Source organism: Aquimarina penaris (assembly GCF_040786285.1).
Lineage (GTDB): Bacteria > Bacteroidota > Bacteroidia > Flavobacteriales > Flavobacteriaceae > Aquimarina.
This window is the reverse complement of record NZ_JBFMKQ010000006.1, coordinates 1-23,750: the sequence shown is the minus strand read 5'-3', so window position 1 is coordinate 23,750 and position 23,750 is coordinate 1. Positions and strand designations below refer to the sequence as shown.

At 35.2% G+C, this 23,750-nt stretch carries 20 protein-coding genes; 1 reads left to right on the top strand and 19 read right to left on the bottom strand.

Annotation, left to right across the window (positions count from 1 at the left end):
* Positions 1–7: 7 nt before the first annotated feature.
* The 19 genes from ABW637_RS21170 to ABW637_RS21080 all read right to left on the bottom strand — a co-directional run bounded on the left by ABW637_RS21170 (position 8) and on the right by ABW637_RS21080 (position 22,917).
* A complete protein-coding gene (locus ABW637_RS21170) occupies positions 8–1,951 on the bottom strand; it encodes a trehalase family glycosidase (protein WP_367586734.1) in 1,944 nt (647 codons plus the stop codon).
* A 15-nt stretch (positions 1,952–1,966) separates the two neighbouring features.
* Positions 1,967–3,685: a sodium:solute symporter gene (locus ABW637_RS21165; protein WP_367586733.1), complete on the bottom strand. Its 1,719-nt coding sequence runs from the start codon at positions 3,683–3,685 to the stop codon at positions 1,967–1,969.
* Between the two features lie 204 nt (positions 3,686–3,889).
* A complete protein-coding gene (gene queG / locus ABW637_RS21160; protein WP_367586732.1) occupies positions 3,890–4,816 on the bottom strand; it encodes a tRNA epoxyqueuosine(34) reductase QueG in 927 nt (308 codons plus the stop codon).
* A gap of 7 nt (positions 4,817–4,823) precedes the next feature.
* Complete coding sequence (locus ABW637_RS21155) at positions 4,824–6,152, bottom strand: cytochrome P450 (RefSeq protein WP_367586731.1); 1,329 nt, start codon at positions 6,150–6,152, stop codon at positions 4,824–4,826.
* Between the two features lie 31 nt (positions 6,153–6,183).
* Entirely contained in the window at positions 6,184–7,206 is a 1,023-nt protein-coding gene (ruvB, locus tag ABW637_RS21150; protein WP_367586730.1) for a Holliday junction branch migration DNA helicase RuvB, read from the bottom strand.
* A 122-nt stretch (positions 7,207–7,328) separates the two neighbouring features.
* Complete coding sequence (locus ABW637_RS21145; protein ID WP_367586729.1) at positions 7,329–7,940, bottom strand: MarR family winged helix-turn-helix transcriptional regulator; 612 nt, start codon at positions 7,938–7,940, stop codon at positions 7,329–7,331.
* A 55-nt stretch (positions 7,941–7,995) separates the two neighbouring features.
* Positions 7,996–8,259 (bottom strand): DUF2024 family protein, encoded by a 264-nt coding sequence (locus tag ABW637_RS21140; RefSeq protein ID WP_367586728.1) that lies wholly within the window; start codon positions 8,257–8,259, stop codon positions 7,996–7,998.
* A 5-nt stretch (positions 8,260–8,264) separates the two neighbouring features.
* Positions 8,265–8,990 carry a hypothetical protein gene (locus tag ABW637_RS21135; RefSeq protein ID WP_367586727.1) on the bottom strand — a complete coding sequence of 242 codons (726 nt, stop codon included), beginning with the start codon at positions 8,988–8,990 and terminating at the stop codon, positions 8,265–8,267.
* Between the two features lie 70 nt (positions 8,991–9,060).
* Positions 9,061–9,294 carry a thioredoxin family protein gene (locus ABW637_RS21130; protein WP_367586726.1) on the bottom strand — a complete coding sequence of 78 codons (234 nt, stop codon included), beginning with the start codon at positions 9,292–9,294 and terminating at the stop codon, positions 9,061–9,063.
* 164 nt (positions 9,295–9,458) lie between these two features.
* The gene (locus ABW637_RS21125) at positions 9,459–10,010 is read right to left on the bottom strand and encodes a DUF7010 family protein (RefSeq protein ID WP_367586725.1); all 552 of its coding nucleotides are present in this window, start codon (positions 10,008–10,010) and stop codon (positions 9,459–9,461) included.
* Positions 10,011–10,243: 233 nt separating this feature from the next.
* Entirely contained in the window at positions 10,244–10,936 is a 693-nt protein-coding gene (locus ABW637_RS21120; protein WP_367586724.1) for a hypothetical protein, read from the bottom strand.
* Positions 10,937–11,093: 157 nt separating this feature from the next.
* Entirely contained in the window at positions 11,094–12,911 is a 1,818-nt protein-coding gene (locus tag ABW637_RS21115; protein ID WP_367586723.1) for a cytochrome c oxidase subunit I, read from the bottom strand.
* 46 nt (positions 12,912–12,957) lie between these two features.
* A complete protein-coding gene (locus ABW637_RS21110; protein ID WP_367586722.1) occupies positions 12,958–14,034 on the bottom strand; it encodes a cytochrome c oxidase subunit II in 1,077 nt (358 codons plus the stop codon).
* A 32-nt stretch (positions 14,035–14,066) separates the two neighbouring features.
* A complete protein-coding gene (locus ABW637_RS21105) occupies positions 14,067–15,398 on the bottom strand; it encodes a quinol:cytochrome C oxidoreductase (RefSeq protein ID WP_367586721.1) in 1,332 nt (443 codons plus the stop codon).
* Between the two features lie 30 nt (positions 15,399–15,428).
* Positions 15,429–16,088: a c-type cytochrome gene (locus tag ABW637_RS21100; RefSeq protein WP_367586720.1), complete on the bottom strand. Its 660-nt coding sequence runs from the start codon at positions 16,086–16,088 to the stop codon at positions 15,429–15,431.
* 5 nt (positions 16,089–16,093) lie between these two features.
* The gene (locus tag ABW637_RS21095; RefSeq protein WP_367586719.1) at positions 16,094–16,633 is read right to left on the bottom strand and encodes a DUF3341 domain-containing protein; all 540 of its coding nucleotides are present in this window, start codon (positions 16,631–16,633) and stop codon (positions 16,094–16,096) included.
* 4 nt (positions 16,634–16,637) lie between these two features.
* Positions 16,638–18,377, bottom strand: a complete 1,740-nt coding sequence (locus ABW637_RS21090) for a helix-hairpin-helix domain-containing protein (protein ID WP_367586804.1) — start codon at positions 18,375–18,377, stop codon at positions 16,638–16,640.
* 35 nt (positions 18,378–18,412) lie between these two features.
* On the bottom strand, positions 18,413–21,541 hold the full coding sequence (locus ABW637_RS21085) for a TAT-variant-translocated molybdopterin oxidoreductase (protein WP_367586718.1): 3,129 nt from the start codon (positions 21,539–21,541) through the stop codon (positions 18,413–18,415).
* 53 nt (positions 21,542–21,594) lie between these two features.
* Positions 21,595–22,917 (bottom strand): c-type cytochrome, encoded by a 1,323-nt coding sequence (locus tag ABW637_RS21080; RefSeq protein WP_367586717.1) that lies wholly within the window; start codon positions 22,915–22,917, stop codon positions 21,595–21,597.
* A 222-nt stretch (positions 22,918–23,139) separates the two neighbouring features.
* On the opposite strand from ABW637_RS21080, the gene ABW637_RS21075 reads away from it, so the two are divergent.
* Positions 23,140–23,604, top strand: coding sequence for an SPOR domain-containing protein (locus ABW637_RS21075; protein WP_367586716.1), 465 nt, complete (start codon positions 23,140–23,142; stop codon positions 23,602–23,604).
* The last annotated feature ends 146 nt before the right edge of the window (positions 23,605–23,750 follow it).

The window sequence follows — 23,750 nt, the reverse complement described above, 5'->3', positions numbered from 1 at the left end:
TTGCTAATCATTTTGCGGTAATTTTAAAAATATCATCAGGATCTATTAATTGATTAAGATTACTCTTAAATTCATCATTTAAAAGACTTAGTCCTAATTGATATGAAGCGTTCATCCAACCAAACCCACTAGGAGTAATATAATCAAACTCTGTCCCCACGTTACCGTATTCTGCATACACTTTGTGTGTACATTTAACCACATCATATTTTTCTGGGATCGTACCATTATAATGTACTGCATTTTTAGTAATCATCCATAGCCATCTGTATATCAATTCTTGTACTTCGATTTGATATCCATATTCACTTAAACCTTTCCAGATTAGCATTTGATGCGGAGCCCAGCCGTTTGGGTAATCCCATTGTCGTTGCGGGGCATGAGTATTTGTTTTGTCAGAAATATCAGTGGTTGCAGCTACTCCTCCTTTTTGCACAAGGTTCTTAAACATATTTTTCACCAAAGAAGCTGCTTGTTCTTTGGTACAAAGACCTGCCCATAATGGGTAATAATTTGTAGCCGATTCTATTGGAGCCTGTTTTTTGGTAACAAAATTATAATCATAGAAAGATGCTTTTTCTTCATTCCACATTAACAGGTTCATTTGTTTCTTTCTTTTTTCAGCCTTGTTCAACCAAAATTGACTGGTATACTTGGTAGTATTAAAATCAAAGCTATCGTCAAAAACGTTTTTGATTAAATATGCGATGTCGCTTTCATACTTATACAACAGACTATTTAACCCTACGGTATTAAGATCAGCACATATATCATCTAGGCGATTAGAGGTATCGTGACCACTTTCTCGCATTGAACGGTCATGGATGAAATATTGATCTAGCCCTTCATCCTTAATCCTACCGTCCTGATACATTACTTTAAAAGTATCAAAATCAGGTTTATGCTTATTTGCATACTCTTCCAATATATAGTCAAAGTGCCCCTCTTCAGTTTCTGGTGGCATCCCAATACCTTCTCCATAAAAACGATTTAAACCCGTATCGGTTAGACGAACTCCATCCTGCATCCAGACTGTTTCATACTCTTGTACTACCATTTTGAGGTTATCTGAAAGCCATTCTTTAGAAATTTTAGGGTTATTCTCATATATTTCCTTGAGTAAAGAGCTAAAAAAAGGAGGTTGCGTTCTGGTAAGATAGTAACTTCGATTAGCGTTTAGTATTTTCCCGTAATGCTTGATTTGATATCCAAAATTATCTGCCATTGCCATTGCCAAATCCTCTCTATCATCTATCAATAACCCAATAGATTCAAAGTAACTATCCCAACCGTACATCTCATTAAACCTCCCGCCTGGCACCACAAATGGCCGGCCTTGATAATTTTCATTTTCTTTAGTATGAGCCAGATTTAAAATCCCTGGTTTATTATTTAAGGTTTTTACATATTCTGGAGTAATGTCTTTGGGAAGAACAACTACTTTCAGTTTTTGAATTTCGGACTCTAGAGATTGAAAATATGTAATCGCATCTTTATCATTGAAAGGGATATACAATCGTAATGTATCTGTAGTAGACTTAGTATCTGCTAGTACTTTTTTTAAGCCATCCTTATCTATAGATCGGGTAAGATTATCCCAAAACCTTGTCTTGATTAAACGTGAAATACGATCTGAAGGAGCTTCGATTATTTTAGCTATAGAAATAGTATCCTTATCTGTAGCAATAGCCAGCTCCTGAAGTAGGTTAGACAAGTGATATGTTCCTTCTATGCCATGAGATATTCCTTTTTTATTTGTAAACTCAAATTTTTTTGGACCTTTATCTTCAATGGTAATCTTCTTGTCTCCATCGGTATCTTCTTGAGCAATCAAACTTTCTAAAACAGATCTATGATCTAAACTTTGAGCTTTATCCTCTTTACAACAAATCAGTAGAAAAGGAAATATAATCACAAAAATATATTGAAATATGTAACTCTTTCTACCCATGATTATTAATTCTATTTACCAAAAGAAACCTACTACAATTGTCGTTGCAATTAAAAGAATAACCGACAAAATTCTATAGTTTTTATACCAAGGTAACCCTGCAAGATCTTTTGATTCTTCGGCGAACATTTCTTTTTTATAGGTATATTCTTTGATCTGTTGTTCGGATTGAGGTTTGGTCATTAAACTCACTACCACATGTATCGTTACACAAATAATAAACAACCAGGTTGCTTTTGCCAAGAAATGAAGGTCATTTACTTCTGGTACCCAATCAAAAGTTTGAGATAGTATCATCAATACAGCCAACGAAAAACCGGTTAATAAGCTTACTATAGACCCAGTACCATTAGCACGTTTCCAGAACATCCCTAAAACAAAGGTAGAAACTGCCGGCGGACACGTATAGGCAATTACCAATTGTAAGTATGTCCAAAGTGAATCGCTTACACTCTCGATAAACGGCACCCACGAAATTGCTAAAACTACCAAAATCACCGTGGTAATTTGCCCTACTCTTACCAGTTGTTTACTGGTTAAATCCGGTCTTAATTGTTTCACAAAATCCATAGTTACTAAAGTAGATGCAGAATTAAACGTTGCAGAAACCGAGGACATCATGGCTGCCATTAAACCTGCTACTACTAATCCTAATACTCCAACAGGCAATAACTGGAACAATAATACGGGATAAGTAAGATTAGGACAATCTGAAAGATTATTACAAATTGCCCCATTGCTCAATTCATAATTAAGTCCTGAAATATCTAATGTATTAAATAACAATAATGCCAAAACCCCTGGCACTACCATAATAAATATTACTGGCAGTTTTAAGAACCCTGCAAAAAGAGCACCCCATCTTCCATGATTTAAATCTTTAGCACCAAGAACACGTTGTACCATAAATTGATTATTTGCCCAGAAGTAAAATCCAAGCAACGGAACCCCGGTAAGTAGTCCCCACCACGGCATAAATTCATCATTATCAGGTCTAACTAAACTAAATACTTCACTAGAGTTTTGCGGTATGTGTTTACCTTCTATTAACCGATCTCCAAAATTCACCTCTCCTGCAGATAGCATACTATCCAATTTAGCCATCATACCAGACCATCCACCACCTAATTGGTCAAATGCAAAATACGTTAGTAAACAAGAGCCTAATATTAGCAATATAGCCTGGATAACTTCTGTTTGAATTACAGAGTTTAATCCTCCTGGTATCGTATATGCTGCCGCTGCCACAGCTAGTATTATCAAAATTAATGTAGAATCTAAGGAAGGAAACAGTAGAGTCAATACTATTTTACCTACATATAATCCTGCGGCCGTATCCACTAAAATGTTACCTACTACTGTTATAAATGAAAAGTAATACCTTGATCTACTATCATAACGTCTTTCTAAAAACTCTGGCATTGTATATACTCCTGATCTGAGATAAAAAGGAAGAAAGAATATTGCAAAAAATATTAAAACAACTACAGCAAACCACTCATAGTTATAGACATTAACATTGGTCTGAAAACCATCTGATGCTAATCCTACCAATGTAGAACTAGAAATATTAGCAGAAAACAGTGCTATCCCAACGATCGGCCAGGTCATGGTGCGTCCTCCTAAAAAATAATCTTCAGAGCTTCCTCTTTTTGATTTTGATATTCCGTAGATAATGATCCCTATCAAATAAACTACAATGACAGTAATGTCGATATACGATAATTCGTTCATGTGTGAAGTATTTTTGTACTAAATCAAAAATTAATTGTTTTTAAAGTGAAGATTTGGGGGGCTTTAAAAATCAAAATTGTTTATTTTTTGTTAAAAACAAGATGAATATACAAGATTATTGCAAAATGCATGTTATTTTATTAATCAAAATATCTGAAACTAAAAATACAAACGTTTGTATTATGAAATTTTCAAAAAAAACCGTTACTCCTTCAAAAATTGAATATTCCTACGTAATCCCGAAAATTTTGTTCTTTTTACCGCAGATTTTTGAAAAACTTTAGAAAACACTTCTTGAGTAATCTCCTCCCAATCTTTTTTTGTCATTTCTAACAACTCTGGCTTTGGGTTAAAAAGTGGTTCATTATGAGGCTTTGAAAAACGATTCCATGGGCATACATCCTGGCAGACATCACATCCGAACATCCAATCGTTAAATTTCCCTCTATAACTATCGGGTATTTCTTCTTTGAGTTCTATAGTAAAATAAGAAATACACTTACTACCATCAACAACATAAGGATCCACAATGGCTTGTGTTGGACACGCATCAATACATGCAGTGCAAGTCCCACAATGATCTGTAACTGGTGTATCGTACTCTAAATCCAAATCCACAATTAATTCTGCAATAAAGTAAAAAGAACCTACTTGTTGGGTAAGCAAATTGCTATTCTTCCCGATCCATCCTAAACCACTTTTTGCAGCCCAGGCTTTGTCGAGTACAGGAGCAGAATCTACAAAAGCACGCCCATGTACATCTCCAATTTCTTCGGTAATAAAATGTAGTAACTCCTTCAATTTATCCTTAATCACAAAATGATAATCGGTACCATAGGCATATTTGGATATTTTAGGTGCACTGGGATCTTTTTGCTCTTCAGACGGAAAATAATTAAGCAGTAGTGATATCACACTTTTTGATCCTTCAACGAGTTTTGTGGGATCTAGTCGTTTATCAAAATGGTTTTCCATATAGCTCATCTCCCCATGCATGTTTTTCTTCAACCAATTTTCTAAACGAGGTGCTTCTTGTTCTAAAAAACCCGCCTGACTTACTCCACAAGATAAAAAACCCAAACGTTTTGCTTCGGATTTGATGAGTTGGGTATGTTTAGCACGAGAATTCATATATCATTTACCTTCTTGTAAACTTTAATCCAGAAGCTAAAGGTTTTAATGTGATCAATGGCTTAATCATTACTTCTTTTAATTCTGTAGTTATCTTATAGTTTTTCACCAATTCACTTACTGCAAGGATCATTTCAGACATGGCAAAATTATTACCGATACACATTCTTGGGCCGGCACCAAAAGGAAAGTACCAGTCAGAATATTCCTTTTTATCTATACTGGGGTCAAATCTATCGGGGTTAAATGTTAAAGGGTCGTTCCACAAGTCTTGATGTCTATGAATTTCAAAAAAAGAGATGAGAATCGTGGTTCCTTTTTTTAAGGTAAGATTATTGTATTGATCATCACTGATGGCCACACGATCAGAAAAGTAAGCCGGAGGATATAGTCGCATAGACTCTTCTATACATTGTTTGGTGTATTGATACTTTGCCACCAACTCCATTGGAGATGCCTCATCTGCACTTTCTGAAATCTCATTATAAACTTTTTCCTGAATTTCTGGATGAAGCGCCAATAGCAATAATGTAAAAGTCAAAGCATTAGATGTCGTTTCATGACCTGCCGTAAAAAGAATCAAGATTTCATCTATTAATTGCTCATTATCCATCGCGCTACCATCTTCGTATCTTGATTCTAATAGCATATCTAGCAGATCATGGTAATTCTCATCTGATCTTTTTCTCTGCTCAATAATATCATTTAGAATATCACGAGCTTCTTGTGTTAGTTTGAGCGTACTTTTTATTTTTCCGCTAAGGTGAAACCACCATCGTTTATAGGGCTGTCTTATCTCTTTTATTAATGTTTTCTGCGCTGTTTGGGTAATATATTGAAGGCGTGAAATCGTATTTCCTGTGTCGGTATAGCTAAACAATGATTTTGCCACTACTTTAAAAGCTAAATCGCTCATCAACGAAAAAATATCGATCGTTTTACCGGGTTCGATTTGGGATAATTCTTCTTTGATTACACTTTGGATTGTCCCGATAATTTCTTCCAGCTTTTTTTTATGAAAAGCCGGTTGAATCAATCTTCGCTGTTTTAACCATTTTTCTCCATTAGAAGTTAGCAACCCTTCTCCGATATATTTAGCCAAATCTTTGGATTGTAGTGCCGACTTATGGTAGTTTCTATGTTGTTTTTGAAGAGTATGCTTTGCTAAACCAGCATCCCGAGTAAAGATTACGCTATGACCAAAACCTAATTGAACTTTGAAAATGTTTCCGTGTTTCTCAAAATTCTCATGATGAAAAGGCAATGGGTTCTTAAGAATGCGGCTTGCATTTTTAAGTACAGTAAAAAAAGACACTACTGGAACAGTATTGCTCATATCATTCATATTGGTCAATTAAAAGTGAATTTCAAAATAATCCTCCTTGGATTCCACCTTTTACACGACCCAAGTGTTTATACGCAGCTTCGGTAACTTCTCTACCACGAGGAGTTCGCATAATAAACCCTTGTTGAATTAAAAACGGTTCGTATACCTCTTCTATAGTCTCGGCACTTTCGCTAACGGCAGTCGCAAGAGTTGTTATACCTACAGGACCTCCTTTGAATTTATCGATTAAGGTCGTTAAGATCTTATTATCCATTTCATCTAATCCGTGTGCATCGACATTAAGTGCTTTTAGAGCAAATTTTGAAATTTCGATATCGATCTTACCATTTCCTTTTATTTGGGCAAAATCCCTCACCCTACGCAATAATGCGTTGGCAATACGTGGTGTTCCTCTACTTCTGCCGGCAATTTCGATAGCTGCTTCCATAGTGATAGGAACATTAAGAATATGTGCACTTCTTTCTACGATTGTAGATAATAGTTCTGTGGTATAATACTGTAATCTTGATTGAATACCAAAACGTGCCCTCATCGGTGCTGTAAGCAATCCAGAACGTGTTGTTGCGCCCACCAGAGTAAAAGGGTTAAGATTAATTTGTACGGTACGTGCATTAGGACCGCTTTCGATCATAATATCGATTTTATAGTCCTCCATAGCAGAATATAAGTATTCTTCGACTATTGGGCTTAATCGATGGATTTCATCTATAAAAAGTACGTCTCTGTCATCTAGATTAGTTAATAAACCCGCTAAATCACCTGGTTTGTCTAATACAGGGCCAGAGGTTACTTTGATTCCTACTCCTAGTTCATTAGATAAAATATGTGCTAATGTAGTTTTACCTAAGCCCGGAGGACCATGAAACAATGTATGATCCAAAGCTTCATCTCTAAGATTTGCCGCTTGTACAAAAATCTTTAAATTCTCTAACACTTGATCCTGTCCTGCAAAATCCTCAAAGGTTAGAGGTCGCAATGCTCTTTCGATATCAAGGTCTTCCCCTGAAAAATTTTCGTTTGTAGGATTAAGATTTTCGTTCATAAGTATCTATCTCACTTTTCTTTTTGAAGTATAAAAGAAGAGCATTTTACATCAATAAAGCAAATATAACTCAAAAAAGAAAAGCCTTTTTGTTTTTGTCTTCAACAATCTTCATATTCTTTTTAATCTTTTGCTTTTTCTTCATATTCCAGGCAGTCTAATCGTATATCTGAAGTCAACAGTTCTTTCTCTAATAAATTACAATACTCTTTGTCTCCCTTTTTGTTGTAGAATTTACATCCATAACAGGTTCTTTGCACGGTTAGAATTCCATTTCGATTAAGTTGATAAATCAATTTACTTATTATTTGAAATAAGTTTTCTAAATCTGCGGGATTACCTTCTTTTATTTGGTTTCTAAGGGGATCTGCAAAATCTTCGGTTTCAGCAACAATATTCTTTCCCAACTCAGACAAACGTATTGAATAACTTCTACTATCTGAAGATGAAAAGTCTTTAATAATCATTTCTTTCTTATTCAAAATACGAACAGCATCACTAATCGTTGGTTTTGTAACATTAAACTCCTTCGCCAAATGACTAACATTGCAAAACTCTTGCCTGTGATAGGTTATAAAAATCAAAATCTGGATTTGAATAGGGCTTAATCCAACCAACTTAGCTTTTTCCCAAAGAAGTACCTTAAATACTTCTGAAATCCGCTCTAAGCCTGCAATTATTTTACTCGGAATATCATTTTCTTGTACTTGGGGGTTAAAGATTTTCTTTTTCATAATAAAATGCCTGCCGAAATTTGTTCGACAGGCAAAGTTAGCAATCCTAATTAAATTAATCACAATGCTCCATTTCGATGATAAAATATCCTTTTTCCTGGATTTTTGATATCATTTCATGAGTTGCCTGTTCGATATGACAAAACCTACATTCTTTTGTGGCCAAATCATACGCTTCATATTCTTTTGTTTTCACATATTCTTTTCCGTATTCGAAAATGATCTGCTCGTCCTTTACGTTGCTTGGCACTACAATATCAAAATGCATTATTGTGCCATTTTTTCTAGGTACGTAAGTATCCCATACTGAAACTTTCATATTTTCTACTTTTTTACTTTATATGGTAGGGATAAGTTACCACTTGCAACGCTAAATACTTCATAAACTCCTAACATTGGTAAATCAGGATTACTGGTATTGACTTTCATAAAAGCCGTTACACCATCGTAACTAAAATCTATTTGGTTATTAATCCTATAGTCCGGAACTATAACTTTTATTACATTATCTTTTGAAGTAACAGGATAACCCGGTGAATCCATATACATTGGCATCCCGGGGTTTGTTGGAGGTAGCACTACTGTTTTATCCTCTTTTTTAAACTGTTTTACAGATAATCCTCCTTTGACTCTTTTGTCTTCGTGCAAAATAACCCAGTGTGGATGCCACACTACCCCGTCATTGTCAAAAAGATTGTCACTATTCTCATCCCATAAAGGTGTGTCATCAAAATCTGGATGCGATGTAAGTGCCAGAGCAACTATGCCATCTGTGGCATTAAAACCAACATCGATTGGCTTCAAACTTGTTGGGAATACATAACCCAAAACTGGTGCACCATCTAATTGACCTGCCTTAGTGGGAGTAGTCTTACCTGCTGTTCCATTCACTCTTAGTTCCCAGATTGATATCCCTAGATCAGCGTTATGTGTAATGTTTACGTCATTAATAACGAAGTCGCTGTTTTTATACTTGTTTTCCTGGGCACAAGAATTTGTGCTTATCCCGAAAAGTACAATAGCCGCATATAGTATTATCTTTGATTTCATTTTAGTTTGTTTTTTTAAGCTAGGAATCTTAAAAATTAAATTAGGATTCCTAACTTTTTAAGTTAAAAAATTATCCTTTCACCTCTTCTATTGAAGCACCGAAGTTAATATGAAGTGTATTACCGTTAGCTAGTACTAATGCCGGAACAGATTTAACACCAGCTTTTTCTGCTTCAGAAATTCTCGACTTATCTTCTCCAATATTAATAATTTCTACATTATCTGTACCAATTAAATTGATGATATCATGTTCTGCAGATACACATACAGAACATCCTGCATGATAAAAAATTGATTTACTCATTTGATTTAAAATTTAAGTTAATGCATAATTGCAATACAAATATAGTAAGGATTCCTAACTATTTAAAATATAAACAATAAATTTAAGATACTTTTAATATGATCTAGGCAAAAAAACTCACTGTTAATTGACTATTATGTACATAATCGACTTATACCAAAACCTTATTTAATTAGTGCTCTCTTATTTAAGACGAAAATGGTTGCGATATACATTAAAACAATAACAAACGGAATAGCTACAAATCTGTGCTCGGGCAGCATATACCAAAGCAGAAGTATTAATACGGTTCTGGTCACTGCATGAAAAACCCCTACCCAGTGTTTAATAATCCAAGAGAATGGCATCCACATTAGCCCTGTTAAGATTCCAACTGTCATGGGTAACGAAGAATAATCTATAATAAAAAAAGGAATCGCAATTGAATATACTAAAACTGCTTGTCCAACGGCCAATAAAAAAAGGGTATCAAATGTGTTTTTTGGCCTCTTTTTATCCATGAAATTCTCTCCGGTAAATTTTGATATAATCATTCCTAAGTATACAATACTTCCTGTACCGATAAACAATACCCAAATCGTTGCTGTAATAGGCAATGTTAATCCTGCAATCCCAACTATCAGCCAAACTATTAAGCCTGCTAATGGAGTGGCTAAAAATTTTCTATTGACAAATTCATCTCTTTGTTCTTCGAGTGTTCTTGTAATTTGTTTCATTACCCTGTTTTAATGCATAATACTATAAATATAATAGGATAATTTTACATGCACTGAAACGGTCGAAATACTTCTAATCAAAAAAACCCTTTTAGTCTTCCCATTAAGAAGCAAAAGTCATATACATCGTTATAATCATAAAACTCAATGAATTTCAATTCATTTAAAGGTTTTAAATCTTGAAACGCAATTTTAGTGCTTAAGATCAGGTTTTTTAAATTCAATAGCATGCCTTAAAGAAAATCAGAATGATTAGTACTTTCTATGGGTTTAGCACAAATTAAAAATTTTAGATAGAAAAACATAGCTACAATATCTGCCGAATATATAACAGCCTCAAAAATCGAATTATTGTAGTAAAGCTCCTGTATCGGAAGCATCGCATTCACCAAAACACTACTACTTGCAGCAATTAATAAATAATAAGCGTGCGTATACAGGTTTCTTAAGTAGATTACAAAACAACATCCCAAATAATAAAATAATGAAACAATTATGAGTACAACATAAGCCATAGAATCTTCAAGGTTTGGCATCAATAAATTGAGTATTGAAAAAGTAAGATAGATAATCAATAATATACCTATCAATAAGGACGGTGAAAAAATCTCTTTATATCTAAAATGTTTAAAAGAGATAAATGGTCTTAAAAGATAACAGCTTAACACATAATATAATGGTAGTAATATGCCAATGTAATTAAGAAATCGATCAAAATCACTTAAGACAAATACATCGTTTACTATGATGATTGCAATAATCAGTGGATACAGAATATTTACTTTTTCTCTATTTTCAAAATAAATCCAAATAAGAGCCAAAGATGAAATAGGTTTTATAAAAACCAATTCTTGATTACCAAAAAATAGCCCACAAAAAAACACAATGACCATCATTATATAACAGAAAATATGTGCTGGTGACATGAAACTCAATGTAAGCTGTTTTATATGCCTAAAATAAAACTTAAATTTTATTTAACACCATAACAATGTATTAATTAAGGCATGTCTGGTTACTAAAAAACACAAAAAAGCCCTTTCAAAAATTGAAAGGGCTTCTTATATTTTTTAGGCATCTCTTTTAGTGATGCATTTCTTCTTCTCCGTCTTGTAATGGAACTATTTGTGAAACAAAATCTTGTCCTGCGATTACATATTCACCATTTTCGTTAGTCTTGCTATAATCATAAGGCCATCTATGTACAGATGGGATTTCGCCTGGCCAGTTACCGTGCATATGCTCTACTGGTGTAGTCCATTCTAACGTATTAGAACTCCAAGGATTTTGCGTTGCTTTTTTTCCGTAGAAAATAGAACTGATAAAATTATATAAGAATACTAATTGTGCTGCCGCAGTAATTAATGCAAAAACTGTGATCAACACATTGGTATCTGCTAAGTCATCAAAATAAGGGAAATTAGAATTGGTATAGTAACGACGTGGTAATCCAGCCATACCGATAAAGTGCATTGGGAAGAATACTCCATACGCTCCCACGGCTGTTACCCAGAAATGTACATAACCAAGATTCTTATTCATCATCTTACCATACATTTTAGGGAACCAGTGATATACTCCTGCAAATAATCCATAAAGCGCAGAGATACCCATTACCAAATGAAAATGCGCTACTACAAAGTATGTATCATGAACGTTAATATCTAATGTACTATCTCCAAGAATAATTCCTGTAAGACCTCCTGTAATAAAAGTAGATACTAATCCTATAGAAAATAGCATAGCAGGGTTGAGCTGCAAGTTACCTTTCCATAGGGTTGTTATATAATTAAATGCTTTTACTGCTGAAGGAATTGCAATCAATAAGGTAGTAAATGTAAATACAGACCCTAAGAATGGATTCATTCCCGAGATAAACATATGGTGACCCCATACTATCGTAGATAAGAATGCAATTGCTAATATCGAAGCAACCATTGCTCTATATCCAAATATAGGTTTACGTGCATTTGTAGCTATAATCTCTGAGGTAATCCCCAAAGCAGGCAATAATACAATATATACCTCTGGGTGCCCTAAGAACCAAAATAAGTGTTCAAAGAGTACCGGTGACCCTCCTTGGTTATGCAATACTTCACCCTGTATATATATATCACTTAGATAAAACGAAGTACCAAAACTTCTATCCATTATCAATAAAAGTGCTGCAGACAATAATACTGGGAAAGAAACGATCCCGATAATTGCAGTCACAAAAAATGCCCAAATTGTTAATGGCATTCTGGTCATCGACATTCCTTTAGTACGCAGGTTAATTACTGTTACCACATAGTTTAATGAACCAAGTAATGATGATGCAATAAATATTGCCATAGAAACCAACCATAATGTCATACCGGTTCCAGAACCACCAATTGCTTGTGGTAATGCGCTTAAAGGAGGATAAATCGTCCATCCAGCAGATGCAGGACCAGCTTCGGCAAACAAAGACAATACCATAATTACACTACTCAAGAAGAATAACCAATATGATATCATATTTAAGAAACCAGAAGCCATATCACGTGCTCCGATTTGTAATGGAATAAGTAAATTACTAAATGTACCACTTAGTCCAGCGGTAAGCACAAAGAATACCATAATAGTACCATGTATAGTAACCAAAGCAAGGTAAATACCCGGATCCATTATTCCATCTTCACCAAATTTCCCTAATAAAACCTCGTAAATAGTAAATTGATGATCGGGCCATGCCAATTGCATTCTAAATAAAATAGACATTGCAATACCAATAATACCCATGATCAAACCAGTAATTAAATACTGCTTAGAGATCATTTTATGATCCTGACTAAATATATATTTAGTAACAAATGTCTCTTTATGGTGTCCGTGATCGTCGTGACCGTGATCGTGGTTATCTCCGTGATTTTCTGACATAACGCTATTTCGTTTTAATAAAATATATTAATTTTTCTTTTCCTTCTTAGTTACTTGCCTGAGCTGATAATTGTTCTCCAAAAGTTTGTTGAGTTTTCAACCAAGCATTATAATCCTCTTCTGATTCTACAATGATCTTCATCTGCATATTATAGTGCGATACACCACAAATTTTGTTACATAAAAGATAATAATCAAAAGTATATTCTTCAAGGGCTTCATCTCCTGCTGCCACAAGTTTCTTACTTTTTTCTTTTCTTATCTTATTGATCGTAGCAACCTTCTCCACCATAAATTCACTATTCCTCATCTCTTCGGAAGTCATTGTAGGTGTATATGAGAATTCGGTAATCATTCCAGGAACTACATTCATTTGAGCTCTAAAGAATGGCATATATGCTGAATGTAGGATATCCTGAGATCTCATTTTAAAGATCACTTTTCTGTTCACAGGTAAATGCAATTCGGTAGTAATTTTATCATCTTTTCCGTAGGTATCAGAAACATCAAGACCTAACGTATTAATTCCTTCAATAAACCTAACATTGGCTTTACCTAATTCGTTATCTGCCCCAGAATATCTTGCTCTCCAATCAAACTGATAAGCATATAACTCTACAATTAGAGGATCACCTTCTTCTTCATCGATATTCATGATATCGGTCCAAGTAAATAATCCATATATGATCAATCCCGCTAAAACAATTACAGGAATGATTGTCCAAATAAATTCTAATTTATCATTATCTGCAAAAAACAATGCTTTGTTTTCTTTTTTCCCTCTGTATTTATATGCGAAGAAATGCAGCAATCCTTGAGTAAGGAATTGTACAATAAAAATTAAAACCATAGAAATTAACATCAGTTGATCATAATCTACCCCATGCTCAGAAGCTGATTCTGGAAGGAAAAAAGTATGATACTGTACAAAACAATATATGGTTAATAAGTACATAAATATTACAAACGCAAGCATTAACTTACCGTGTGTATTATTATCCTTATCATTTGCCACTTGGGAAACATCTGCACCTTTTAATTGAGACAATTTCAATATTTTGGACATTTGCCACAATGTGATTCCAAAAAGTGCTATAACTACTATGGTTAAGAATACAGTCATTTTTATCTATCTTCTTTTTTACAATTCAATTTTTAATAATGAAAGTGTTTACTTTCTTCTAAATATGGGTTTCCTTTTGCTAATAACGGAGCCTTGGTAAGTGCTCTAAACACAACAAGCAAGAACAATCCTAGGAACAATAATACCGCACTTATCTCACTAATGCCAATGAACCAAGATTCACCAACAGTTGCAGGCATTATCATATTAAATACATCTATATAATGACCACAAAGAATAACGATACCTGCCATAACAACAAACCAGTTTACTCGTTTGAAATCACTGTTCATTAATACCAATAATGGGAAGATGAAGTTCATTACCAACATTCCGAAGAATGGTAATTTATAATCTTCTATACGAGTAATAAAATAGGTAACTTCTTCGGGAATATTAGAATACCAGATTAGCATAAACTGAGAGAACCAAAGGTATGTCCAGAAAATACTGATACCGAACATAAACTTAGCTAAATCATGGATATGGCTATTGTTTACAAACTCCAGATATCCCTTTGATTTTAGGTAAATAGTCATCAATGCGATAGTAGTAATACCAGATACAAATAAACTTGCAAACACATACCATCCAAATAATGTACTAAACCAGTGTGGATCAAAACTCATAATCCAATCCCAAGACATCATTGATTCTGTATAAATAAAGAACACTAAGAATCCTGCTGATATCTTAAAACTCTTTTTATACCACTTATTACCTTCTGAATCTTCATCTTGTTTTCTTGAATACTTCACTGCGAAATGGCGATATAATAACCAACCTCCTAAGAAGATTGCTGCTCTTATAATAAATCCAGTACCATTTAACCAACCTGCTTTACCTTGAATTAATTTATCATGAGCTACTACTTCTGGATCTGCCCAAACAAATAAATGATTCACATGAAATCCAGACAATGCTAAGATTACAAAAAGAATCAATCCACCAGGCACTAAATATGCTGTAATAGCTTCCATTACTCTAAACAACACAGGAGACCATCCAGCTTGTGATGCAAATTGTATTGCATAAAATGCTAACACGCCTAATGCGATCATAAAAAAGAAAAATGCTGCAGCATATAATGCAGCCCAAGGTTTATTTTGTAATTGATGCAAAACGTGCTCATAATGTGCATCACCACCGTGAGCATCTTGCGCGTGTTCTTTACCGTGTGATTCACCATGATCAGCGGCTTGTGCTTCACCATAACCACCACCGTGATCATCGTGCGCTGCCATCATTTCTTTAACCTCTTCTATAGATCCAGGTCTTTGTGCAAATCCAATAACAAGACCCACAAGACCTACAACCATAAGGATGATAGAAAATAATCTTAATCTATTTGATAGCGTATACATATCTTTATTCTTAACTTTTTTACTAATGCACTAGTGTGCGTTATCGTGACCTTCAGTAGTTTCGTGATGTTCTTCTTTTGCCTCTACATTTGATGTTTCTACCACAGCAACATCAGCATCTATTCGAGGAGTTTTACCTTCTAGATCGGCTTTTAATTTCTCTACATATTGAACAATCTGCCAACGTTCATGTTCGTTAGTTTGAGAAGCATATGATCCCATAGAGTTAATACCGTAGTACATTACATGATAGATACTACCTTCGGTAATTGCTCTACCCACATCATCGTAACTAGGTACCCCAAGAATTTTTTCTCTTTGCACTAAAGTACCTTTTCCATCCCCTTTACCTCCATGACAAATAGCACAGTAAATATCATACAATGCTTTCCCTTTTTCCTCATTTTCCTTGGTGTATCGAATAGGGTTCTTAAGTGTATCTTTAGCTAGTTGATAACCTACGTTTGAATTCTCAAAATCGTATGGCATCCATCCTCTAGGTATTGAACCTTCAGCGGGTTGCATAGCTTCCATAGTCCCAGGGAACACACCGTATTCACCGTATGTTTCATAGCCTACAGACTCATACATATTAGGCATATACTGATAATTAGGTTTTTTGTCGTTTTGACAAGAAACAACACTAATCATCACAATTGCCAATGCTAATATTTTTATAGTATTCTTCATTATTACTAATGGTTATCTTCTTCCTTATCTATTACTTTAATTTCTACTGCTCCTGTATCACCCAACAAACTAGTTAGTTGATCTACATTGTGATTTCCTGCATCTACTTCCATCAAAAAATGATCATCGGTAGTTCTAACGTCAGGATTTTCTGCTTCTTTAAATGGCCATAATCTACTTCTCATATAAAAAGTGATCACCATTAAATGCGCAGCAAAAAATACAGTAAGTTCAAACATAATAGGAACAAACGCTGGCATATTTTCGATATAGCTAAAACTTGGTTTACCACCAATGTCTTGAGGCCAATCTTCGATCATGATAAAATTCATCATCAAAATAGCTACTGTTAACCCTACACATCCATACATAAACGATGTAATTGCAAGACGTGTATGAGGGATTCCCATTGCTTTATCTAATCCGTGAACAGGAAAAGGACAAAAAACCTCTTCGATATGATAATGTTCTGCGCGAACTTTCTTAACTGCGTCCATTAGGACATCATCATCTGTATATAATGCATGTATAACTTTTGATGCCATACTTCTAATTATTTTTAAGTTTTTCGGCCTGACCAGCCCAATCATCTCGTTGTGCTCTACCAGGGAAAGATCCCGTGATACTATCTAATAAATTGTACTCTGTTTCGGTCATTCTACTCACCTGATCAAAAGTAAATATTCCGATCTCGTTGAGTTTCTTTTCCATTACAGGGCCAATACCGTTTACCTTTTTAAGATCATCAGCGATTTGTGTTGACGGATCAAAAGTTCCTAGATTACCTAGTAAGCTATTGATATCTTCCTGACTTGCTTCTGGTTTAGCTTCAGTTTTCTTAGGAGCTTCTGTCGCTTCTTTAGTTACTGGAGCTTTCACCTTAGGAAGTTCATCTCTATGATCTATACCAGCTTCTCTAAGCTTCTTATATTTTTCTCCTGAAGATTTCAGGATTGTTTTTACTTCAGCTTGCGCTATTACAGGAAACGTACGTGCATATAATAAGAATAACACAAAGAAGAATCCAATGGTTCCAATAAATATCCCAATATCTACAAATGTAGGAGAGAACATAGTCCATGACGATGGCAAGTAATCTCTGTGAAGTGAAGTCACAATAATTACAAAACGCTCAAACCACATTCCTATATTTACTACTATAGAGATAATAAAAGAGAACATAATACTTCTTCTCAATTTTGGAAACCACATAAACTGTGGTGAGAATACATTACAAGACATCATTGCCCAATATGCCCACCAGTATGGCCCTGTTGCTCTATTTAAGAATGCATATTGTTCGTATTCTACTCCAGAATACCAAGCAACAAACAGCTCTGTGATGTATGCTACCCCAACAATAGAACCTGTAATCATAATTACTATGTTCATTAATTCTATATGCTGAACAGTGATATAATTTTCTAGGTTAGATACTTTTCTCATAATAATAAGAAGCGTATTTACCATTGCAAATCCAGAGAAAATTGCCCCAGCAACGAAATACGGAGGGAATATTGTTGTATGCCATCCCGGTATTACCGAAGTAGCAAAGTCAAATGATACAATAGTATGTACAGAAAGTACTAATGGTGTTGCCAAACCTGCAAGTACTAGAGATACTTCTTCAAAACGTTGCCAATCTTTTGCTCTTCCACTCCATCCAAAAGAAAGGATGCTATATATTTTCTTATTAAAAGGTGTAATTGCTCTATCTCTGATCATTGCAAAATCAGGTAATAAACCAGTCCACCAGAATACTAATGATACCGATAAATAGGTAGAGATTGCAAATACATCCCAAAGTAACGGTGAGTTAAAGTTTACCCATAATGACCCAAACTGGTTTGGTATAGGTAATACCCAATATGCCAACCAAGGGCGACCCATGTGGATAATCGGGAATAGCCCTGCCTGAATAACAGAGAAAATTGTCATTGCCTCTGCAGATCTGTTAATTGCCATTCTCCATTTTTGACGGAATAACAATAATACTGCAGAAATAAGAGTTCCGGCGTGACCAATACCTACCCACCAAACAAAGTTGGTGATATCCCAGGCCCATCCTACTGTTTTATTTAATCCCCAGGTTCCTATACCTGTAGAAACTGTATATATAATACAACCTATCCCCCAGAGGAAAGCAATAAGCGCGATAGAAAACACAATCCACCAAGATTTATTTGCTTTACCTTCAACCGGAGCGGCAACATCCACTGTTACATCATGGTATGTTTTATCGCCGGTTACTAAAGGCTTTCTTATAGGTGCTTCGTAATGAGACATAATCCTTTATATATTGAATTGATTCTTTATTTAGTTAATTAGGCTTCCGAAGTATTTCTTACTTTAGTATGATACATCACATTAGGTTTTGTACCCACATGTTCAAGTAAGTGATACATACGATCATCCTCTTTTAATTTAGCTACTTTACTATCCTTGTCATTGATATCACCAAATACCATTGCACCTGATGAACAAGCTGCAGAACAAGCCGTCTGGAATTCTCCATCCTTAACTGGTCTACCTTCTCGTTTTGCATCCAAAATTGTCTTTTGAGTCATTTGGATACACATAGAACATTTTTCCATAACCCCTCTAGAACGTACAGTAACATCAGGATTAATAACCATTCTACCTAAGTCATTATTCATATGATAATCAAACTCGTCATTGTTATTATACAAGAACCAGTTAAATCTTCTTACTTTATAAGGACAGTTGTTTGCACAATATCTTGTACCCACACAACGGTTATATGCCATATGGTTTTGACCTTGTCTACCATGAGAAGTTGCCGCAACCGGACAAACAGTCTCACAAGGAGCATGATTACAGTGCTGACACATTACGGGCTGAAATACTACTTCAGGATTATCTGATGGACTTTCCATCTCACCAAACTCTGAAAGAGAGCTATCCAAACCAGCGATATTGTTTTTCTTTTCATTATCAGATTCAAAACTATCCTCTGAAGAATAATAGCGATCAATACGTAACCAATGCATATCACGTGATCTACGTATTTCTGACTTTCCAACAACCGGAACATTATTCTCGGCATGACAAGCAATGACACAAGCACCACATCCAGTACATGCATTTAAATCTATTGAAAGGTTAAAGTGATGCCCTACCGAACGATCAAACTCACCCCAAAGGTCTACTTCTGGAGAAGTAACCTCATACTCAATATGATTTTTACTTACTTCAGGAATAGCATTCCAATCGTGCTTATCTTTTGTATTGAATATTTCGAGCGTCGTTTCCTTAACAATATCTCCACGGCCCATTAGTGTATTATGCAATTGCACACAAGCAAACTCGTGCACACCTTCTGCAGCAGCAACAGAAACATTTTGCACTGCATTAAAGTTCTTATATAAAGGGTATGCGTTAACACCCACTTTCATTTCTTCTTTAAACCCTTTAGATTTACCATACCCTAAAGCAAGTCCCATAGAACCTTTAGCTTGTCCAGGTTGGATAATCACAGGAGCAACCACTTCTACTCCATCAACAGTTACTTTAGCATAACTACCGTTTAAAGCTCCGTTTGCCACATTTTCATTGGTCAACCCTAACTGTTCAGCATCTGCCTTAGAAACTGTTAGATAGTTATCCCATGAAGCCCTAGTAATAGGGTCTGGCATTTCTTGCAACCAAGGGTTATTAGCCTGTTGCCCATCTCCTAATGCTGTTTTAGTATATAACACAAGTTCTAAACCATTAGATTTAGCATTAGAAAGTCTTCTGGCAGCAGCACCTAAGTTAGGTCCTTGAGATACAGAAGTTGCCGTAGCATCTACACCTGTCGGCGCATCTCCTTCTGGTGTCTCAAGCGCTTCTACTAATTCTTGCTTTGGAAGTGAAGGTTTTACCAACACACCATCATGTAATGCTTGGTTCCAAGAGGTATTTCCTAAAATCCCTGTCCATGCATCTTTAATATAATCATGATATGTTGAAGAATTACCAGTCCATTTCAATAATGTTTCCTGAAATTGACGTGTATCAAATAACGGTTTAATTGTAGGTTGAATCAAACTAAAACTACCTTTCTTAAACTCAACATCTCCCCAAGACTCTAAATAGTATGGAGTTGTCGCAATATAATTACACTCTGAAGCTGTCTCATCATTATGCATACTAAAGGCAACAGAAACATCAACTTTCTCCAGACCTGCTTTAAATTCATTTGCATTTGGCAAGGTATATAAAGGATTAACACCAGCGATTAACAAACCACCAACGCGACCCGAATTCATATCTTTTACCAACTGAGTAACAGCTTTAGCATCCCCCTGACGTATTACACGCGGAGTACTCTTATTAAATGCTTTACTTTGTATCTCTTTATTGATAGCCAACACCACTAATTGCGCATCTAGGTCTTGAAGACCAGTTACTACAACAGCATTACTACCTGCTTTTTGTATTTGCTTAGCTACTTTTACTACTTCTGCATCTAAATCTGCCCCTAAAGAGCTTTTAGAACCAGAGCCAGTTATATACGTATATAATGCAGCAAGAACTTGTTTTTGTTGTGAAGGCGTTACCGGAATTCTCTTATCAGCATTAGCACCACTCAACGACATATTAGACTCAAACTGAATATGCTTGGACATTTTTCCATTTTTAGGAACACGACCTTTTGCATACCCACCATCATATCCTCCTCCTTGCCAGTCTCCTAAAAAGTCTGCAGCAACACTTACTATTGTATTTACTTTAGCAAAATCATAATCCGCAAGTGCTCTTTCTCCGTACATTACTTGATACGCATCTAAAGCTTCGCTTTGCGATACAGCATCGTAAACAACATGCTTTACGTTTTGATATTTAGCTTTGAATTCTGTGATCAATTTAGAAGTAGATGGACTTGCAAAAGTTTGTGTTAACAAAACAATTTGTTTACCGCCAAGACTATTTAACTTAGCTCCAACTTCTTTATCTAATGCATCCCAGCTAATATCTTCTCCTGCTTTTTTAGGTCCCTGAAGACGAGAACTATCATAAAGTGACAAAACAGAAGCATGCACTCTAGCGTTAGCGTCACCATTAGAAGTAGCAAGATTGTTATTTTCAACTTTTATTGGTCGACCTTCTCTTGTCTTAATCAAAACACTAGCAAAGTCATAACCATCGGCTATTGTAGTAGCGTAGTAGTTAGCGACACCAGGAACAATTCTTTCTGGCTGCACCACGTAAGGTATTGATTTTTTAACCGGGCCTTCACAAGCTGCCAATGAAGCAGCAGCAGTACTAAAACCTACATATTTAAGAAAATCACGACGTGATGTCGAAGAATTCTCTAACGATGATTTATCTCCTAAAAACTCGTCCGTTGGAATTTCCTGAACGAATTCGTTTTGTTGTAGCGTCTCAACAATAGAGCTGTTTTCGTTTAGCTCCTCAACACTTTTCCAGTATTTCTTGTTTGATGACATATATAATTGATATTAGCTTCTTACTATTTTCCGAATTTCGGATATTTTTTTTATTAATAATGACATTTACCACATTCTAAACCACCCATCTGAGCCGCTGTCAACTGGTCTACACCATATTTTTTCGAAAGTTCTTTATGTATTTTCTCATAATACTCATTATCAGCAACCTTTACATTAGTCTCTCGGTGACAATTAATACACCAACCCATTGTAAGCGGAGCATGCTGATACATAACTTCCATTTCTTCTACTGGACCATGACATTTCTGGCACTCGACCCCAGCAACACTTACGTGCTGAGAGTGATTAAAATATGCAAAATCAGGTAAATTATGAATACGCACCCATTTTACTGGCTCAGTTTCACCAGTATATTTTTGAGTTTCTTCATCCCATCCAACAGCTTTATACAACTTTTGAATCTCACCATCATAGAATTCTTTTGAATGCTCTGCTGTAGCTGTAGCATCTGCCACCTCACTAATAGACTTATGACAGTTCATACATACATTAAGCGAAGGAATCCCAGAGGTCTTACTCACTCGTGCAGAAGAGTGACAATATTTACACTCTATCTTATTATCACCAGCATGTATCTTATGCGAATAATGTATTGGCTGAATTGGAGCATATCCTTGATCAACACCTACTTGCATGAAGTAGCCATACACAAAATACCCACTTGTTAGAAGCAATAGAATAGCAGTAACCAAAACCAAAAATTGATTTTGAACAAAAGCTTTCCAGATTGGTGTTTTTGACTCAGAATCTGGCAGCTCTATATTATTAGCTTCAGCAAAACGTCTAAGCGTATTGTTCACTAAAAACAGCACTACCATCAACATTAGAAAAACTAACGCCAATATAGCCAAAAGCACATTTGCAGAAATACCCGAACCACTATCAGCTCCAGCAACTGCTCCAGCACCACCAGCAGGAACAACAGGATCTGCTTTAGGTACCATTACATACGCAAGGATATCATCTATATCTGTGTTTGTTAACTGCGGAAAGGCATTCATTGCAGTCTTGTTATACTCTTCGAAGATAGCAACAGCTTGTGCATCACCCGAGGCGATCATCGCTGCACTATTCTTTACCCAAGAATAAATCCATTCTCGCTCGTACTTGTCTGCTACTCCAAAAAGAGCCGGACCGGTCATCTTTTTATAGCGCTTATGACAAGCAGCACAAAGAGATTTAAATAACTCTTCCCCTTTAGCCACATCTCCTCCAGACGAAGCTTCGGTTGCAACTGCTGTATCCGCAGCTACTTCATCCTGCGCAAAAACAGGATTAAAAAAAGTAAATAAAAAAACAGTTCCTAGAATTAGGATTTTAGAGGCTGAATTTCGGTGTTTCACCTGTTTCATATTATTAAGTAGAATTATCGTCTTAATTTTGGTATGGTTATTTCATTCTATGTCTTAAAAAAACACAAAACCACCACTTTTAATTCGACGACAAAAGTACTATAATAAGTCGATTTTGGAAATGTTAGAGAACTCTTAAGTATTAATTTATAATAATTCTAAATAATAATTTTTAGCAATTTTGAGTTATTAAACTTTACCTTTACGCCAAATTAATTTGTAATGAGAATGTTAAACACGAAGCACCATCTTTTACTACTAGGTATTTACCTTGCATCAGCTACATCAATAATTGCACAAGATAACTCAAACCCTACCCTTGATCCATCAAATAATAACAATTTTGTACCAGTAAACATATTACCTCTGCCCGAAGCTGTGGTAACTATCAATCAGGATCCGAAAATAAAAATACTCCTTGACATAAAGGCTAAAATGGAAAAAAGTGGTGATTTTAGTGATCGATATAAAATTCAGTTGTATTACGGAAATTTAAATCAGGCTAATAACATCATGAAGTCTTCAAAAGAATCTTTCCCGCAGTGGGATTCATCAATACAATGGGAAACACCTAATTATAAAGTTTGGATGGGGAACTATCGCACCCGACTTGAAGCAGATAGAGCCCTTAAAGAAGTTCACTCTGTTTTTCCTAATGCATTTATTTTTAAGCCAGAGAAAAAATAAAACTATATATCACCAAAATGGTGTGAGTCGTCCTAAAATAAGTTGACAGTTTTAAAATAATTTATATTAAACCAGAGAAGCTAGCTTCTCTGGTTTTTTTGTTATGTACAAAATTAGGTGTTTTCATATTAAGATTTAAGTGTGGT

What these genes read in the sequence shown, in the direction of transcription:
- ABW637_RS21170 (WP_367586734.1), bottom strand. Translation starts at nt 1,951, where the DNA reads ATGGGTAGAAAGAGTTACATATTTCAATATATTTTTGTGATTATATTT.
- ABW637_RS21165 (WP_367586733.1), bottom strand. Translation starts at nt 3,685, where the DNA reads ATGAACGAATTATCGTATATCGACATTACTGTCATTGTAGTTTATTTG.
- queG (WP_367586732.1), bottom strand. Translation starts at nt 4,816, where the DNA reads ATGAATTCTCGTGCTAAACATACCCAACTCATCAAATCCGAAGCAAAA.
- ABW637_RS21155 (WP_367586731.1), bottom strand. Translation starts at nt 6,152, where the DNA reads ATGAGCAATACTGTTCCAGTAGTGTCTTTTTTTACTGTACTTAAAAAT.
- ruvB (WP_367586730.1), bottom strand. Translation starts at nt 7,206, where the DNA reads ATGAACGAAAATCTTAATCCTACAAACGAAAATTTTTCAGGGGAAGAC.
- ABW637_RS21145 (WP_367586729.1), bottom strand. Translation starts at nt 7,940, where the DNA reads ATGAAAAAGAAAATCTTTAACCCCCAAGTACAAGAAAATGATATTCCG.
- ABW637_RS21140 (WP_367586728.1), bottom strand. Translation starts at nt 8,259, where the DNA reads ATGAAAGTTTCAGTATGGGATACTTACGTACCTAGAAAAAATGGCACA.
- ABW637_RS21135 (WP_367586727.1), bottom strand. Translation starts at nt 8,990, where the DNA reads ATGAAATCAAAGATAATACTATATGCGGCTATTGTACTTTTCGGGATA.
- ABW637_RS21130 (WP_367586726.1), bottom strand. Translation starts at nt 9,294, where the DNA reads ATGAGTAAATCAATTTTTTATCATGCAGGATGTTCTGTATGTGTATCT.
- ABW637_RS21125 (WP_367586725.1), bottom strand. Translation starts at nt 10,010, where the DNA reads ATGAAACAAATTACAAGAACACTCGAAGAACAAAGAGATGAATTTGTC.
- ABW637_RS21120 (WP_367586724.1), bottom strand. Translation starts at nt 10,936, where the DNA reads ATGTCACCAGCACATATTTTCTGTTATATAATGATGGTCATTGTGTTT.
- ABW637_RS21115 (WP_367586723.1), bottom strand. Translation starts at nt 12,911, where the DNA reads ATGTCAGAAAATCACGGAGATAACCACGATCACGGTCACGACGATCAC.
- ABW637_RS21110 (WP_367586722.1), bottom strand. Translation starts at nt 14,034, where the DNA reads ATGACTGTATTCTTAACCATAGTAGTTATAGCACTTTTTGGAATCACA.
- ABW637_RS21105 (WP_367586721.1), bottom strand. Translation starts at nt 15,398, where the DNA reads ATGTATACGCTATCAAATAGATTAAGATTATTTTCTATCATCCTTATG.
- ABW637_RS21100 (WP_367586720.1), bottom strand. Translation starts at nt 16,088, where the DNA reads ATGAAGAATACTATAAAAATATTAGCATTGGCAATTGTGATGATTAGT.
- ABW637_RS21095 (WP_367586719.1), bottom strand. Translation starts at nt 16,633, where the DNA reads ATGGCATCAAAAGTTATACATGCATTATATACAGATGATGATGTCCTA.
- ABW637_RS21085 (WP_367586718.1), bottom strand. Translation starts at nt 21,541, where the DNA reads ATGTCATCAAACAAGAAATACTGGAAAAGTGTTGAGGAGCTAAACGAA.
- ABW637_RS21080 (WP_367586717.1), bottom strand. Translation starts at nt 22,917, where the DNA reads ATGAAACAGGTGAAACACCGAAATTCAGCCTCTAAAATCCTAATTCTA.
- ABW637_RS21075 (WP_367586716.1), top strand. Translation starts at nt 23,140, where the DNA reads ATGAGAATGTTAAACACGAAGCACCATCTTTTACTACTAGGTATTTAC.